8 protein-coding genes are annotated in these 16,247 nt (G+C 69.3%); 3 read left to right on the top strand and 5 right to left on the bottom strand.

Going from position 1 to position 16,247, the window contains the following annotated elements; all coding sequences use genetic code 11:
- Positions 1–104: 104 nt before the first annotated feature.
- From KDK82_RS10840 to KDK82_RS10850, 3 genes are all read left to right on the top strand, one after another.
- Positions 105–800 (top strand): fumarylacetoacetate hydrolase family protein, encoded by a 696-nt coding sequence (locus tag KDK82_RS10840; RefSeq protein WP_088164863.1) that lies wholly within the window; start codon positions 105–107, stop codon positions 798–800.
- A 147-nt stretch (positions 801–947) separates the two neighbouring features.
- Complete coding sequence (locus tag KDK82_RS10845) at positions 948–1,511, top strand: NUDIX hydrolase (RefSeq protein WP_012205429.1); 564 nt, start codon at positions 948–950, stop codon at positions 1,509–1,511.
- A gap of 252 nt (positions 1,512–1,763) precedes the next feature.
- Entirely contained in the window at positions 1,764–4,616 is a 2,853-nt protein-coding gene (locus KDK82_RS10850) for a chemotaxis protein CheW (RefSeq protein WP_088164864.1), read from the top strand.
- Positions 4,617–4,686: 70 nt separating this feature from the next.
- Here the strand turns inward: KDK82_RS10850 and KDK82_RS10855 are convergent, their stop codons facing one another.
- The 5 genes from KDK82_RS10855 to KDK82_RS10875 form a co-directional block, all read right to left on the bottom strand.
- Positions 4,687–5,694 (bottom strand): patatin-like phospholipase family protein, encoded by a 1,008-nt coding sequence (locus tag KDK82_RS10855; protein ID WP_012205427.1) that lies wholly within the window; start codon positions 5,692–5,694, stop codon positions 4,687–4,689.
- A complete protein-coding gene (gene ligA / locus KDK82_RS10860; protein WP_088164865.1) occupies positions 5,694–7,805 on the bottom strand; it encodes an NAD-dependent DNA ligase LigA in 2,112 nt (703 codons plus the stop codon). Before ligA ends, KDK82_RS10855 begins: the two co-directional genes overlap by 1 nt.
- Positions 7,806–7,852: 47 nt before the next feature.
- Positions 7,853–9,199, bottom strand: coding sequence for a cell division protein ZipA C-terminal FtsZ-binding domain-containing protein (locus tag KDK82_RS10865; protein WP_065346993.1), 1,347 nt, complete (start codon positions 9,197–9,199; stop codon positions 7,853–7,855).
- Positions 9,200–9,256: 57 nt separating this feature from the next.
- Positions 9,257–12,784, bottom strand: coding sequence for a chromosome segregation protein SMC (gene smc, locus KDK82_RS10870; protein WP_088164866.1), 3,528 nt, complete (start codon positions 12,782–12,784; stop codon positions 9,257–9,259).
- A gap of 133 nt (positions 12,785–12,917) precedes the next feature.
- Positions 12,918–16,196: an EAL domain-containing protein gene (locus tag KDK82_RS10875; RefSeq protein WP_088164867.1), complete on the bottom strand. Its 3,279-nt coding sequence runs from the start codon at positions 16,194–16,196 to the stop codon at positions 12,918–12,920.
- Between the last annotated feature and the right edge of the window lie 51 nt (positions 16,197–16,247).

Below are 16,247 nucleotides of genomic sequence, written 5' to 3' on the forward strand. Positions count from 1 at the left end.
GTCTGTTCCGGCTCATCCGGCCATCGCGTTGCCCCGCTGCGGGGCCACAGGCATGGCACACTTGCGACGGCGCCCACGAGACAAGGCGCCAGAGGAACACCGACATGAGCTACGTTTTCAACCCGCCCGCCGTGGCCAGCGTACCCGTCCTGGGCCGCCCCGAGCGTTTTCCCGTGCACCGCATCTACTGCGTGGGCCGCAACTACGAAGAGCACGCCAAGGAGATGGGCTTCACCGGCCGCGAGCCGCCCTTCTTCTTCCTCAAGCCTGCCGACGCCATCGTGCCCGTCGAGGCCGGCACCACGGGCACCATGCCCTACCCCACGCTGACCTCCAACCTGCACCACGAGATCGAGCTCGTCGTGGCCATCGGCAAGGCGGGCAAGAACATCCTGGCCGCCGACGCGCTGGACTACATCTGGGGCTACGCCGTGGGCCTGGACATGACGCGCCGCGACCTTCAGAACGACATGAAGAAACAGGGCCGCCCCTGGTGCATCGGCAAGGCCTTCGAACATGCCGCGCCCATCGGCCCCATCACCCCGGCAGCCGAGGCCGGCGACATCGCCAAGGCCACGATCTCGCTGCAGGTCAATGGCACCGACCGCCAGCGCAGCGACATCGGCAAGCTGATCTGGAACATTGCCGAGACCATCGAGCACCTGTCGGCCGCCTGGGAACTGCAGCCCGGCGACCTGATCATGACGGGCACGCCCGAAGGCGTGGCCGCCGTGGTGCGCGGTGACGTGCTGGAAGGCCGCATCGATGGCCTGAGCCCCTTGAGCGTCAAGATCGCCTGAGATCCGTCTGCCTGGCGACAGGCCGGCAAGGCAGCGGGGAGCGCGCTCCCCGGCCTGCCGGCCTTCGTTTTTCTGAACCCACAGTCCGCCGCACGGAAAGCCTTCCTGCCTTCCGTCTGGCGGCGCTTTCACTTCCATGGTGTCGGCATGATTTTTCGCAGCCCCATCAAGTTCTGCCGAGCCTGCGGCACGGCCGTGGTCTACCGCATTCCCGACGATGGCGACACGCGCGAACGCGCCGTGTGCCCGCACTGCCACACCATCCACTACGAGAATCCACTGAACGTGGTCGGCACCATCCCCGTCACCGATGACGGCCGCGTGCTGCTGTGCAAGCGCAACATCGAGCCGCGCCGGGGCCTGTGGACCCTGCCTGCCGGCTTCATGGAACTGGCCGAGACCACAGCGCGCGGCGCCCAGCGCGAGACCGATGAGGAAGCCGGTGCCGACATCGAGATGGGGCCGCTGTTTTCCATCGTTGACGTGCCCAAGGTCAGCCAGGTCCACCTGTTCTACCGCGCTCGCCTGCGCAGCGAGCAGTTCTATCCAGGCCCGGAGACCATGGAGGCCCGCCTCTTTGCCGAGGCCGAGATTCCCTGGGAGGAACTGGCCTTTCGCACCGTGCGCGTGACGCTGGAGCGCTACTTCGAGGACCGTGCAGCGGGCCTGCTTGACGCGCACCGCGTGCACTCCATCGACCTGAGCCTGTAGGCGCATTCACCGCCGCCCGGCACCACCGTGCTGCACGGCAGTGCCGGACGCACCCCGGTGACGCCAGGCCATGCCCCGGCGTGGCGCCGATGGGGCTGCGGGTGGGGCTGTGGATGGGGGGCTGTCATCTCTGTGTCACCTTGCAGACACATTTAGTCACAAGCTGGCCTCCTTCTTGCTCGTTGCATCAGGCTTTTCCCTGATCGGGGAAAGCGGGTTTCACCCAGCCTGAACCTGACTGCGGAGCGCTCCATGGCCACATCCCTGCCAACCGACCTGATTCTTCCCCACCTGAGGGAACTCAACCGCAACGCCGCCGACCTGCGCGAAATACGGCTCATGTGGCGGCTCATCGAAGCCTCGGCCCGCATGCAGGCCTCGCAGCAGGGGCAGGCCCTGGTGTCCATGCTCACCGACACGCGCCAGGGACTGGAGCAGCTGGAGCAAGGCCTGCTGCAGTCGCAGCTGGCGCAGTCCGCGCAGGAGGCCATGGCCCAGCTGGGCATGCAGTCCGCCCATGCCATCGATCTGCTGGTGCGAAGCCTGTACGAGCGCACGGCCGATGTCGGCTTTCTCGCCGCCGATACCGTGCTGTGCGAGGCCATGGCCCGGCTTGACGATGGCGATGGCGATGACTGCGGCCTGCCCGACATGGCGGCCGGCGGTCTGCGCGCATGGCAGGCACCGCTGCAGGCGCACTTGCAGGCGCACCTGCAGAGCTACCGAGCCAAGTACACGGTGTATGACGACATCCTGCTGCTGGACACGCAGGGCCAGGTCTGCGCACGTGCCCAGGCGCAGGCAGGCCGCAAGCCGCCACCGCCCTGTGCCGAGGCCTGGTTCCAGCAGTCCCTGCAGCAGGCCGGCCATGTCAGCCATTTCGGCGCCAGCTGCGTGCTGCCGGGCGCTGACCGCCTGATCTACGCGCAGCGCCTGCTGCACCCACGCACCATGGCGGTGCTCGGCGTGCTGTGCCTGAGCTTCGACTTCGCCGCCGAGATGCAGGCCATCTTTGCCTCGGGCGGGCCGCGTGCCCAGGTGGGACTGCTGCTGGACGAGGGCGGACTGGTCATCGCCAGCAGCGACGCCCACTGGATAGCCCCCGGCAGCCGCGTGCCCATGCACCATGGTGATGCCGTGCAGCCGCTGATCCATGCAGGCCGCACCTACCTGGTGCGCACGGCGCGCGCCCTGCCCTACCAGGGCTACGCGGGGCCGCAGGGCTGGCAGACCCAGGTGATGGCACCTCTGGACCTGGCCTTCGCCGCGCAGCAAAGACCGCAGGTCCTGCAGGCGCTGGAGCCGGCCATTGCCGAGGGGCTGATGGCCCAGGCGCGTGGCTTTTGCCCGCCGCTGCACGCCATGGCCCGCGCGGCCGACGACATACGCCGCGTGGTCTGGAACGGCCAGGTGCTGGCTGCCAGCCAGGCGCCGGAGTCCCCCGTGCAGGGCACGGCCCACCCGGACCCGCTGCAGGCGGTGCTGGAGCAGATGGGCGAGACCGGCGACCTGACCCATGCCGTGTTCACACGCGCCATTCACGGCCTGCACGAGACCGCGCTGTCCACCCGGCTGCAGGAGCACAGCACGCTGAACCGGCTGCTGATGGACCTGCTGGAGCGCAATCTCTATGAACGTGCCAACGACTGCCGCTGGTGGGCCCTGACGCCCGGCCTGCAAAAGGTGCTGGAGGACAACAGCGGCTGCCTGGCCCTGTCGGTACAGGCCCACGACAGCGCGCAGCGGCTGCTGGAGCAGCTCAATGCGCTGTACACCGTCTATGCGCGCATTGCGCTGTACGACGCCCAGGGCCTGGTGCTGGCCTGCAGCCATGAGAACGAGGTCGGCCTGCCCCTGGCTCCCGGCACGCGCGTGCAGGCATCGGCCCTGCAGGCCACCGTGCTGCTGCGCGATGCCCAGGCCTACCACGTGCAGGAGATGGACGATGGAGGCCTGCCCGTCCATGTCTACCATGCCGCGCTGCGCGCGCCATCGCCTGGGAGTGAACAGGCGCACGGACATGCACACGGCGGCGATCAGGGCCCCGTCATCGGCGGCATCGCCCTGCTGTTCCACACGCGGCGGGAGCTGCAGGCCATGCTGCAGGCCGCAGCGCCAGAGCAGGCAGCAACGGCAGAGCAGGCCGCAGCCACCGATCCCGAAGACAGCGGCCTGCCGCGCCTGCCGATGGAAGCCTTCTACGTGGCGCGTGACGGGCGCATCGTCGCTGCCAGCCATGGCGGGCGCCCGCTGGGCAGTTGCATCGCAGGCGTGGCCGGCCTGGCATCGCTGGCCGATGGCGAGGTGCGCAGCAGCATCGAGGAGATCGAAGGCCACTACTGCATCGTCGGCATGGCCGCCGGGCGCGGCTACCGCGAGTTCCGGCTGGACCAGGGCGCGGCACGCGATGCAAAAGAAAGCGCAACGGACGACACACTGGCCGGCCTCGTCAGCCTGAGCCTGCAGCGGCTGGGCCCCGTGCATGCCGATGCGCGCAACCGCGCGCTGCGCCTGGCGTCGGCCACCCGCCTGGATGGTGCCCGGCCCGCCACGCACGGGCACGGGCGCGCCGCGCATGGCAGCGGCGACGCGCCTGTGGAACTGGCCAGCTTCTACGTGGGCGCCAGCCTGCTGGCCCTGCGCGCGGGCGATGTCTGCGAGGCCCTGCCCGCCAGCGCCATCTCGCCCGTGGCGGCAGGAAGGCTGCCGTTTTGCGTGGGCGCGCTGGCACGGCGCAGCCAGGGCAGCGTCAGCGGCTATGTCTGGGTGTTCGACCTGGCCGCGCTGCTGCAGGGCCAGCCCGGCGTGGTCACCGAGCAGTCACAGGTCATCGTGGTCCAGCATGGCGGCCTGCGCGTGGGCCTGCTGGTCAGCGCGCTGCAGGGCGTGCACCGGCTGCCAGCCAGCGCGCTGGTGGATTCGCCCATGCTGAACGCGGCCGACACCGCGACGGCCCTGGTGCGCAAGCTGGTGCATGCCGATTCGGGCCTGCCGCTGATCCAGTGCCTGGACCCCGCCGCGCTGATGCGCAGGCTGCAGCCTTCGCGCGTTGCCGCGGCCAATGCCGACCGCAATGCGGTCAGCGTGGAAAGAGAGGCGGCGTAGCCCGGGCGTGTCGGGCCTATGGACATGTCGGGCGCGCCGGGCCTGTCGGGTGTGCCGCGCCTGTAACGCCTCAAAGGCCCCAGTGGCGCAGGCCCGGCAACGCGGCCTGCGCTGCCTCGTAGCCTTCGTCGATGGCCTCGCGGGCGCGGTGGAAGTCCAGCAGGCCCAGGTGGGACAGGCGCGGCGCGATCACCAGCTCGGGCGGGTCGCCCGCCATGCGGCTGCGCGTGATGCGCATCTGCATGATGTTGACGCTGGTCATCACCACGTCCAGCAGCGAGGGCGGCCGGGGCGGGGGCTCGGTCTCGCGGCCTGCCTCGTCGCGGTGGTGTCCGGGCATCCACCCCATCACGCCGCGCTGCAGCCTGCGCACCCAGGCCGTGCCGGCCACGGCGCTGGCCTGGCCGGCCAGGTCCTCGGGCGCCACGCCCTGCTCCACAGCGGGCGGGGCTTCCTCCAGCGGCGGGGCGGCAGCCATGGCGGCGGAGGGAACCAGCGGCCGCATGTGGCGCCGCATGATGTCGGCATTGAGATCGACCGCGATCACGATGTCCGCGCCCATGGCGCGCGCCAGCGAGGCGGGCACGGGGTTGACGATGCCCCCATCGACCAGCAGCCGCCCCTCGCGCTGCACGGGCGTGAACAGGCCGGGCAGCGCGATGGAGGCACGCACGGCATCGGCGATGGAGCCCTTGCGCAGCCAGACCTCGGCGCCCGAATGCAGGTCGGTGGCCACGGCGCCGAAGGGAATCTTCAGGTCCTCGATGGCCGAGTCCACGAAGTGCTCGCGCCAGAACGCGATCAGCTTCTCGCCCTTGAGCATGCCGCCCGTGATGTTGAAGTCCATGAAACCGAACACCTTGCGCATGCCCAGGCCCAGCACCCATTCCTCGAAGCGCTGCATCTCGCCAGCCGCATAGGAGGCACCGACCAGGGCGCCGATGGACGAGCCGCAGATGATGTCGGGCCTCAGGCCCGCATCCTCCAGTGCGCGCAGCACGCCGAAATGCGCCCAGCCGCGCGCCGAACCGCTGCCCAGCGCCAGGCCGACCACGGGTTTGCGCGGACTCAGCGCCATCAGTGGTCCCCGCCTGCCAGCAGCGCCAGCATGCCGGCCTCGTCCAGCACGGTCACACCCAGTTCCTCGGCCTTGGCCAGCTTGCTGCCGGCCTCGGCACCGGCCACCACATAGCTGGTCTTCTTGCTGACCGAGCCGGAGACCTTGGCGCCCGCGGCCTCCAGCATCTCCTTGGCCTGGTCGCGGCCCAGCGTGGGCAGCGTGCCGGTGAGCACCACGGTCATGCCGGCCAGCGGCTGGGCGGTCTGCTCGCGCGCCGCGCCCTCTTCCCAGTGCACTCCGCAGGCACGCAGTTGCTCGACCACCTCGCGGTTGTGGGGCTGGGCGAAGAAGGTGTGGATGCTCTCGGCCACGATGGGCCCCACGTCGCGCACCTGCAGCAGTTGCTCGACGCTGGCGTCCATGATGGCGTCCAGCTGGCCGAAGTGGCGGGCCAGGTCCTTGGCCGTGGACTCGCCGACCTGGCGGATGCCCAGGCCGAAGAGGAACCGCGCCAGCGTGGTCTTCTTGGATTTTTCCAGCGCATCCAGCACGTTCTGGGCCGACTTCTCGGCCATGCGGTCCAGCGATGCAAGGGCCACCAGGCCCAGGCGGTAGAGATCGGGCAGCGTGCGCACCACGTGGCCGTCCACCAACTGGTCCACGAGCTTGTCGCCCAGGCCCTCGATGTCCATGGCGCGCCGCGCGGCAAAGTGCAGGATGGCCTCCTTGCGCTGCGCCGGGCAGAACAGGCCGCCCGTGCAGCGGTGGTTGGCCTCGCCCTTGGGCCGCGCCACAGCGCTGCCGCAGATGGGGCATGCAGCGGGCATGCGGAAGTTGGGCACATAGGTCGGCCGGTCGCCGGGCACGCGGCCCACGACCTCGGGGATCACGTCACCGGCGCGGCGCACGACCACGGTGTCGCCCGTGCGCACGCGCTTCTTGCGGATCTCGAACAGGTTGTGCAGCGTGGCATTGGTGACGATGACGCCGCCCACCGCCACGGGGGCCAGGCGCGCCACGGGCGTGAGCTTGCCCGTGCGGCCGACCTGTATGTCGATGCCTTCCATGCGCGTGGGCATTTCCTCGGCCGGGTACTTGTGGGCCACGGCCCAGCGCGGCTCGCGCGAGACAAAGCCCAGCTGGCGCTGCTGGACCAGGCTGTTGACCTTGTAGACCACGCCGTCGATCTCGTAGGGCAGCGTGGCGCGCTCGGCGCCCATGCGCTGGTGGAAGGCCACCAGCTCTGCCGCGCCCTTGGCGATGCAGACCTGGGGCGCCACCGGAAAGCCCCAGTCGCGCAGCGTCTGCAGCATGGCGTAGTGGGTGACGAAGTCGGGGCCGCCCTGCGCGGCCGGCGTGATCTCGCCCAGGCCATAGGCGAAGAAGGACAGCGGGCGCTGCGCCGCAATGCCCGAGTCCAGCTGGCGCACCGAGCCTGCCGCCGCATTGCGCGGATTGGCAAAGCTCTTGCCGCCGGCGGCCTGCTGGCGCTCGTTGAGCTTGACGAAGTCGGCGCGGCCCATGTAGACCTCGCCGCGCACCTCGACCACGGGCGGCACGCCCTTGCCTTCGGGCAGTGACAGCGGAATCTTGCGGATGGTGCGGATGTTGTGGGTGACGTCCTCGCCCACCTCGCCGTCGCCGCGCGTGGTGGCCTGCACCAGGCGGCCGTTCTCGTAGCGCAGGTTCATGGCCAGGCCATCGAACTTGGGCTCGGCCACATACTCCACGGGCGGCGCGCCTTCGGCCAGTTCCAGCTCCTTGCGGATGCGTGCGTCGAAGGCCTCGGCACCCGTGGCCTCGTTGTCGGTCTCGGTGCGGATGCTGAGCATGGGCACGGCATGGCGCACGGGCATCAGGCCGTCGAGCACGGCGCCGATCACGCGCTGCGTGGGCGAGTCCGGCGTGACCAGTTCGGGGTAGGCACCTTCCAGCGCCTGCAGTTGCTGGAAGACGCGGTCGTACTCGCCATCGGGCACGGTGGGCGTGTCCAGCACGTAGTACTCATGCGCCCATTGGTTGAGCTGGGCGCGCAGAGCCTGCACTTTGGCCAGCACCTTGTCGGGGGCGGCCCCGGACTCCGGCGCCGCGGGGGCTGCGCCGGAGAAAAGATCCAGATTGTCGTTCATGGGGTTGAGGCCAGGAGCCTGTTGTGCACCAGGGGCACCGCGCCGCGTCAGCTGAACAGTCGCCGCGCCAGCATGGAGCCCGCCGACAGCTCGCGGCTGTCGAGCTTGTCATAGAGATGTTCCAGGTCGTGCTGGATGGGGTCCAGCGCCATGGCCGGCAGCAGGTAGCCGTTCTGGTCGCAGAGCACGCCGTCCATGGTCTGGCACAGGCGCTCGGCCACCTGGCGCAACTGCACGAAGGCCTGCTCGCCGCGCGGCACCTGGGGCACGTCCAGGCTCAGCAGGAACTCGCGCACCACCGAGGTGTCCAGGTCGTCGGCCATGGCCGCCTGCGGGTCGTAGTTGAGCACCAGCACCGGCGGCATGCCGGGCGTGGGCGAAGGCAGGGCCATGCGCCCGGGCATGGAGCCCGGCAGAAAGCCCTGGCGCGATGCGTTCTGCTGCACGTAGCCCGCGCTCCAGGAGGCCTGGCGTGCGCGCAGCATGAAGGTGAGCTGGGCGTCGTGCTCGCTGGCGAACTGGTCGAGCTCGCGCGCTCGCGCCACTTCCTGCAGCATGTCGGGCACGTCGGGCGTGGCGCCCAGCGCATCGGCAAAGCGCTGCACCTTGGCAACGAACTCGGAGAACTCGATCTCGTTGAGCGCACCCGTGCGGTTGGCCAGCTGCACGCCGGCCTGGAAGCCCAGGTAGCGCTGGCCGGGCTGCAGCGGCTCCCACTGGTGGGTGGACTGGTTCATGCCCTCGATCGCAAAGGGCTTGTTGCCCGCGCGCCGCGTGGCGGGCTGGGCCTGCAGCGCCAGTTCGCCAGGCACGGCCTGGCCGACCTGCACGGGGGCAATGGCGTCGATCAGCGCATCCAGACCCGGGCGGCTGGCGGCCGCGCTGGTCAGGGCCGCGTCGTTGAGGGAAGGCTCGATGGACTGCGGTGCCGACGGGGACGCCGCAGGCGCGGACACAGATTCAGATGCGGGTGCCGAAGCGCTGGCGTCTTCGCCCGCCTGCAGGGCATGGGCGGCCTGCGCGGACTGCACCGCCTGGGCGGCCTTGGCAGCCAGCGCAGCCTGGGCCGCAGCCTGGCGCTGCTGCTCTTCGAGCTGGACCAGATGGGCCAGCTCGGCGTCGGTTTCGGCGAAGCGGTCCGCGGAGGCGGGGCTCTGGCCCGGCGCGGCGGTGCCGAAGTCGCCCAGCACGGGCTCGCGCAGACTGTGCGTCAGGTCCGGGCCGTGGCCCACGGTGTCCATGCCGGGCTCATGGCGCGAGGGATCGCGCTGCGCTTCATCGACGGGGTCGGCGCGCTTGGGTGCATTGCGGCGCGCGGACCAGCTGTTGTAGGCAAGGATCAGGGCCAGCACCACAAAGCCCAGGACGGCCAGACTGATTTGCAGGTTACTCATGGAATGAAGGAATGAAACGTCGTTCCAGCAAAGGGGTTCGAAAGGTTGCGGACATGCTCAGGATAGCTCAGCCATGGACAGCGCGGACTCCATGTCCACGGCCACGATGCGGGACACGCCCTGCTCCTGCATGGTCACGCCGATGAGCTGCTGGGCCATTTCCATGGCGATCTTGTTGTGGCTGATGAACAGGAACTGCGTGCTTTTGCTCATGCTGGCCACCAGCTTGGCATAGCGCTCGGTGTTGGCATCGTCCAGCGGCGCATCCACCTCGTCCAGCAGACAGAACGGGGCCGGGTTGAGCTGGAAGATGGCGAAGACCAGGGCAATCGCCGTCAGCGCCTTCTCGCCACCCGACAGCAGGTGAATCGTCTGGTTCTTCTTGCCGGGCGGCTGCGCGATCACCTGCACGCCCGAGTCCAGGATTTCATCGCCCGTGATCACCAGCTTGGCCTGCCCGCCGCCGAACAGCTCGGGGAACATGCGCCCGAAGTGCCCGTTCACGGTCTCGAACGTGCCCGACAGCAGCTCGCGCGTCTCGGCATCGATCTTGCGGATGGCATCTTCCAGCGTGTTCATGGCCTGGGTCAGGTCCTCGGTCTGCGCGTCGAGGAAGGTCTTGCGCTCGCGCGCCAGCTTCAACTCGTCCAGCGCCGCCAGGTTGACCGCGCCCAGGGCCGCGATCTCGCGGTGCAGGCGGTCGATCTCGCCCTGCAGGCCGTGCATGCGCACATTGGCCTCGGCAATGGACTGGGAGACGGCGGCCAGGTCGGCGCCCGCCTCTTCCAGCAAGGTGGAGTACTGCTCCAGGCCCAGGCGCGCGGCCTGCTCTTTGAGCTGGAATTCGGTGATGCGCTGGCGCAGCGGGTCCAGCGCCTTTTCCAGTTGCTGGCGGCGTTCGTCGCTGGCGCGCAGCTTGTTGGTCAGGTCGTCATATTCGCTGCGGCGCGCGGCCACGGCCTGCTCGCGCTGCATCTTCAAATCCAGCGCATCCTGCAGGCCGCCCTGGGCCGCGGCATCGGTCAGGCGCGTAAGTTCGTCCTGCGCGCGCTGCTGCTCGTCGGCCAGGGAGCGGGCCTGCTGGCTGGCGGTCTCTATGGTGCGGCTCAGTTCGCCCCGGCGCGCCTCCAGGCTGCGGCGCGAGAACGTGGCCTCCTGGGCCTGGCGTTCCAGCGTGCGCAGCTGCTCGCGCGATTCGTTCAGGCGCCGCTCGGACTCCAGCACCTTGTCGCCGAGCTGGGCATGGCGCTCCTGGCTGTCGGCCAGTTGCATGTCCAGTTCCTCGAAGCGGGCCTCGGCCGCCACGCGGCGCTCCTCGATGTCGGACAGCTGGGCCTCGACCTCGGCCAGGTCGGCGCTGATCTGGGCATTGCGTGCACGGGCCTGCTCGGCCAGTTGCGACAGGCGCAGGGTTTCGACCTGCAGCTCGTGGGCACGGCTTTGCGATTCGCTGGCCTCGCGCCGGGCGCTGACCAGGCGCTGCGAGGCCTCGGCATAGGCGCTTTCGGCACGCACCAGGGCCGTGCGCGATTCGTCGGAGATCAGCGCCTGGGCGCGCACTTCCTTTTCAAGGTGCTCTATTTCCTGGGCGCGTGCCAGCAGGCCGGATTGCTCCGAGTCCTGCGCATAAAAGCTCACGCTGTGGCTGCTGACGGCATGGCCCGTGGGCACGTAGACGGTTTCACCGGGCCGCAGTTCGCCGCGGCGCGACAGCGCCTCTTCCAGCGTGGGCGCCGTGTAGCAGTCCTGCAGCCAGTCGCCGAGCACGGCGCGCAGGCCGGCATCGTTCACGCGCAGCAGGTCCGACAGGTGCTGCCAGCGGCCGGCGGCCGGCGCGGGTGCGCCTTGCGGCGGGCTGAAGAAGGCCAGGCGCGCGGGCGGCGCATCGTGCCCGCCTGCGCCCAGAAAGCCACGCACCATGTCGAGCCGGCCCACTTCCAGCGCGCCCAGGCGCTCGCGCAGCGCGGCCTCCAGCGCGTTTTCCCAGCCGGGCTCGATGGCAATGCGGCTCCACAGGCCCTGCATGCCGTCCAGGCCGTGCTTGGCCAGCCAGGGCTGGAGCTTGCCGTCTGTCTTGACCTTTTCCTGCAGGGCCTTGAGCGCTTCCAGCCGCGCCGACAGGTCCGCGTGGCGTGCGGCCTCGGCATTGACGGCCTGCTGGCGCGTGCGGCGGTCCTCGTCGAGCTGGGGCACGGAGTCCTGCAGCTCGTTGAGCACGGCATCGGCCATTTCGGCCAGTTCGCGCGCCTCTTCCAGCTGGGACTGCAGATTGTTCAGGCGGGCCTCGTCGGGCGTCTCCAGCGCGTTGCGGTCGGCGCGCAGGCGCTCGAAGCGGGTCTCGAACTGGCGGCGCTGCTCGTCCAGGCTGCGCTGCTCGGCGGCCAGCACCTGGATCTGCTGCTGCACCTGGACCACGCTGGCGCGCTGGTCGGTGTCGGCCTTCTGGGCATTGCGCAGGGCGTCCTCCAGGTCGGGCAGGCGCATGCTTTGCTCCTCGACCTGGGCGGCCAGCATCTCGGCCTGTTCCTCGGCGTCCATGCCGGCGCCTTCGAGGTTCTCGATCTCGGCTTCGGCTTCCTCGCGGCGGCTGTTCCACAGCAGCACCTGCTCGGACAGCTGCTGAAGCCGCTGCTGCACGCGCTGGCGGCCTTCGAGCACGTAGCGGATCTCGGCCTCCAGCTTGCCGACTTCGGCCGTGGATTCGTAGAGCTTGGCCTGGGCCTGGTTGACCTGGTCGCTGGCGTCGTAGTGGGCCTGGCGCAGGGTTTCGAGTCCGCTTTCGTTGTTGCGGATGTCGGCCATGCGCTCTTCGAGCTCGTTGACGGCCTGCAGGCCCTCCACGCGCACGCGGTCCTGCTCGGCCTCGGCCTCGGCGCGCTTGAGGAACCACAGCTGCTGCTGCTTGAGCGTGACCTGGGACTGCAACGCGTTGTACTGGGCCGCCACCTCGGCCTGCTTTTCCAGCCGGTCGAGGTTGTTGTTGAGCTCGCGCAGGATGTCTTCCACGCGCGTGAGGTTCTCGGTGGTGGCCGAGAGCCGGTTCTCGGTCTCGCGCCGGCGCTCCTTGTACTTGGACACGCCTGCGGCCTCTTCCAGGAACAGGCGCAGTTCCTCGGGGCGCGACTCGATGATGCGGCTGATCGTGCCCTGGCCGATGATGGCGTAGGCGCGCGGGCCCAGGCCCGTGCCCAGGAACACGTCCTGCACATCGCGGCGGCGCACGGCCTGGTTGTTGATGAAGTAGCTGCTGTTGCCCTCGCGCGTGAGCACGCGCTTGACGGCGATCTCGCCGAACTGGCCCCACTGGCCGCCCGCGCGGTGGTCACTGTTGTCGAACACCAGCTCCACGCTGGAGCGGCTGGCCGGCTTGCGGTGCGTGGTGCCGTTGAAGATCACGTCCTGCATGGACTCGCCGCGCAGCTCGCTGGCCTTGCTCTCGCCCAGCACCCAGCGCACCGCATCCATGATGTTGGACTTGCCGCAGCCGTTGGGGCCCACCACGCCCACCAGTTGCCCCGGCAGCATGAAGTTGGTGGGCTCGGCGAAGGACTTGAAGCCGGACAGCTTGATGGAATTCAGGCGCACGATGCAGGCAGATGGCGGTCCGCGGCGAACGGACGAATGAGGACGTGGGGGAACAACAGGGAAGCTCGGAATGATACCGCGCGCCACCCCTGCTCAAGAATGGAAAGCGGCCCGCGCGGGGCCGTGTCGAATGTCAAGAATGGTTTGAGGGGGCGTCCGGCACCCCGCTGCCATCCGTGCACTCCACCACCTGGGGCCGGTCCTGCGCCTGCTGCGGCAGGTTCGCCGGGCTCAGGGCCGGAGGGCGCGACACGATGGCCTGGCGCACCAGTGCCTCGAAGCTGCGCACGGGCACGGGCGGGCTGAGCAGGTAGCCCTGCCAGGCATGGCAGTGCTGGTCTTCGAGGAACTGGCGCTGCGCCTCGGTCTCCACACCCTCGGCGATGACCTGCAGGCCCAGGCTGGTGCCCAGGGCGACGATGGTGCGCGCAATGGCCGCGTCGTTGGGGTCGCTGAGCACGTCGCGCACGAAGCTGCGGTCGATCTTGAGCTGGTCCAGCGGCAGGCGCTTGAGATAGGCCAGCGAGGAGTAGCCGGTGCCGAAGTCGTCCAGCGAGAACCCCACGCCGTGTGCCTTGAGCGTGGCCATCTTGGCCGCCGTGTCGTCCACGTCGGCCAGCAGCAGGCTTTCGGTCAGCTCCAGCTTGAGCAGGCGCGGATTGGCACCGTGCTCCTTGAGCGCCTGCAGCACCTGCTCCACGAAGCGCGCCTGGTGGAACTGGCGCGGGCTGACGTTGACGGCCAGCATCAGGCAGGCCATGTCCGGCTCCGCCGCCCATTGCGCCAGTTGCCGGCAGGCCTCGCCCAGCACCCATTCGCCCAGTTGCTGGATCAGGCCCGTTTCCTCGGCCAGCGAGACGAAGAGCGACGGAGGCACCAGCCCTTCGCGCGGGTGGTTCCAGCGCAGCAGGCCCTCGGCGCCGACGATGCGCCCGTTCGCCACCTGCGGCTGGTAGTACAGGACGAATTGCGAGCGCACCAGGCCCTCGCGCATTTCCTGCTCCATGGCCGTGCGCGATCTGAGCACGGCCTGCAGTTGCGGATCGAAGAACTGCAGCGTGTTGCGCCCCATGCCCTTGGCCTGGTACATGGCCATCTCGGCACGGCGCAGGACCTCGTCGGCACTGAGTTCCTGCTCGCCGAACAGGCTGGCGCCGATGCTGAGCGTGATGTGGCAGGACTGGCCACTCAGTTGCAGCGGTTGCAGCAGCAGCGAACGCATGCGCTGGACCTCGCCTTCGAGCTTGGAGGCGGCGTGCATGGAGTCCTTGCCCAGGTCCTCCAGCAGCACGACGAAGTCATCACCACTGTGGCGGGCCAGCGTGGCTTCGCGGCCCAGGGACTGGGCCAGTCGCTCGGCAATCATGCGCAGCAGCACGTCGCCCAGTTCCAGTCCCAGGCTGTCGTTGAAGGCCTTGAAGTTGTCCACGTCCAGCAGCATGACGGCGCCACAGCGCCCGCGACGGCGGCTGGAGGCCAGCGCCTGCTGCAGCCGGTCCACCAGCAGGCGGCGGTTGGGCAGGCCGGTGAGCGCATCGTAGAAGGCCAGGCGGCGAATTTCCTCTTCGGCGGTCTTGCGCTGGCTCTGGTCCTGCAGGATCAGCAGGCAGCCTTCGTCCAGCAGCATGCCGCCGATGGATACGGAGCGCGCGCAGCCGTCGCTGCCTATGAGCTGGTACTCCTCGGAGTTGAGGGTGCCGCAGCTGTCGGACTCGCTGCCATGGGAGCTTTGGGCAACGCGCGCCCGCGCCTGCGCGGCTTCGAAGCGGCGCTGCATGCGCTGGCGGCGGGCTTCATCCGGGCACATGTTGCGCCACCAGCCGTCGCCATCCATGCCGGCCGTGGCGCCATGGCCTGCCAGGCGCATGAATTCCTCGTTCCAGTAGGCGAAGCGGCCATCCTCCTGCAGCATGGCCAGGCCCAGGGGCAGGCGCTGGATGACCATGCGCAGGTGGCGCGATCCGTCGCGCTGCATTTGCTGCAAGTGGCGGCGCGCGCTGATGTCCTGCACCAGGGCCATCAGCCGCAGCGATGGGCCGTGGCCCAGCGCGGAGATGTGCAGTTCCACCCAGACCAGGCTGCCGTCGCTGCGCCGCAGCTGCCGCTCGATCTGCAGGGCGCGGCGCTGGCCCGCAGCCAGTTCCTGCAGCAGCAGCCTGTCGCCCTCCACCGTTTCGGCGGCCACCAGGGCCAGCAGGGGGCGCTGGCACAGCTGCTGTGCCTCGTGGCCGGTGATGTCGCAATACCTGCGGTTCACATGCAGGACATTGCCGTTGGCCGCGTCGATCTGCACCACGCCCACGGCGGCCTGCTCGAACAGTGCCTGAAAGCGGGCATCGCTCTCGCGCATGCTGCGGGAAGAGGCACGCAGTTGCGCCCAGCTGGACGGATGGCGCCGCCACCAGGCTGCCGCCAGCGAGGCCAGCAGGACTGACACCAGCATGCCCAGCGCAAACAACACCAGGGGCTGGGCACGCTCGGTCCAGGACAGGGCCGTGCTCACGGGAATGAAGTTCAGCCGCCACAGCCGGTCCTGGGCCTGCAGTGTCTGCTCCAGCACCACCTGGCCGGTATCGCCCAGGCCTACCGCATCCTGCCCGCGCTCGGGCCAGGCAGCACCCAGATACAGCGGCAGCGGCGATACGCCGGCCGGCGGCAGGGGCGAGACCGGGCCTGCGTCATGCATGGCCAGCGCAAGCCGGCCCAGGAAGCCGCGCTCATGCAGGTCCTGCACCAGGTCGTGCACACGAATGCTGACGTCGGCCGTTCCCAGGAACAGCGGATGCGCGGCCGTGCCATCCAGAGACTGGTGGTCCGCCAGCGCAAAGACGGGCGCGCGCACCAGCACGGCGGTGGCATGCTCGCCGGGCTGCTTCATTGCAAACGGCGCCGAGACCACGGCGGCCGCGCTGTCCCGGCTGCGCAGCATGCTGGCCATGAGACTGGGGCGGTCGTGCATGTCCAGACCGGCGATGGATTCATTGCCTTCCACCGGCCAGAGATAGTCGATGAAGAAATAGTGGGGATCGGGCCTGAACGAGGCCGACGGATCCTGGCTGGCCTGACCGCGCTCCGTTGCGGCCCGCGTAAAGGTCAGCGCCTGCATGCCGGGCTGTATCTGTATGCGCAGCGCCTGCGCAATGCGCGCGAAGGCCTGCTGCCCCATCTCGGGAGAGGCGGCCAGCTGGTTGGCCACATGCTGGACCATGACGGCATAGGCATCCAGGCGCATCTCCAGCGCCTGGCGGGCAGACTGGGCCTGTTGCGTATGGCGCTGCAGGTCGATGCGCTCCAGCGCCCTCTGCTGCTGCAGGGCGAGCGCGGCGCTCAGGCACATGCCCACCGCCATGACGGTGGCGGCTGGCCAGGCGGTCCGGATGGCTACAAGCGTGCGCTGGGCAAAAGCTGACATGGAGCGGCTAAGGCTGAATAGGCAGTCACGGGGAATCGGTCCAGGAGCACG

It is taken from the genome of Delftia sp. K82 (genome assembly GCF_002193035.1).
Lineage (GTDB): Bacteria > Pseudomonadota > Gammaproteobacteria > Burkholderiales > Burkholderiaceae_C > Comamonas > Comamonas acidovorans.

Excerpts from the sequence above, each read along its gene's own strand:
- KDK82_RS10840 (WP_088164863.1), top strand. The coding sequence starts at position 105 with ATGAGCTACGTTTTCAACCCGCCCGCCGTGGCCAGCGTACCCGTCCTG.
- KDK82_RS10845 (WP_012205429.1), top strand. The coding sequence starts at position 948 with ATGATTTTTCGCAGCCCCATCAAGTTCTGCCGAGCCTGCGGCACGGCC.
- KDK82_RS10850 (WP_088164864.1), top strand. The coding sequence starts at position 1,764 with ATGGCCACATCCCTGCCAACCGACCTGATTCTTCCCCACCTGAGGGAA.
- KDK82_RS10855 (WP_012205427.1), bottom strand. The coding sequence starts at position 5,694 with ATGGCGCTGAGTCCGCGCAAACCCGTGGTCGGCCTGGCGCTGGGCAGC.
- ligA (WP_088164865.1), bottom strand. The coding sequence starts at position 7,805 with ATGAACGACAATCTGGATCTTTTCTCCGGCGCAGCCCCCGCGGCGCCG.
- KDK82_RS10865 (WP_065346993.1), bottom strand. The coding sequence starts at position 9,199 with ATGAGTAACCTGCAAATCAGTCTGGCCGTCCTGGGCTTTGTGGTGCTG.
- KDK82_RS10875 (WP_088164867.1), bottom strand. The coding sequence starts at position 16,196 with ATGTCAGCTTTTGCCCAGCGCACGCTTGTAGCCATCCGGACCGCCTGG.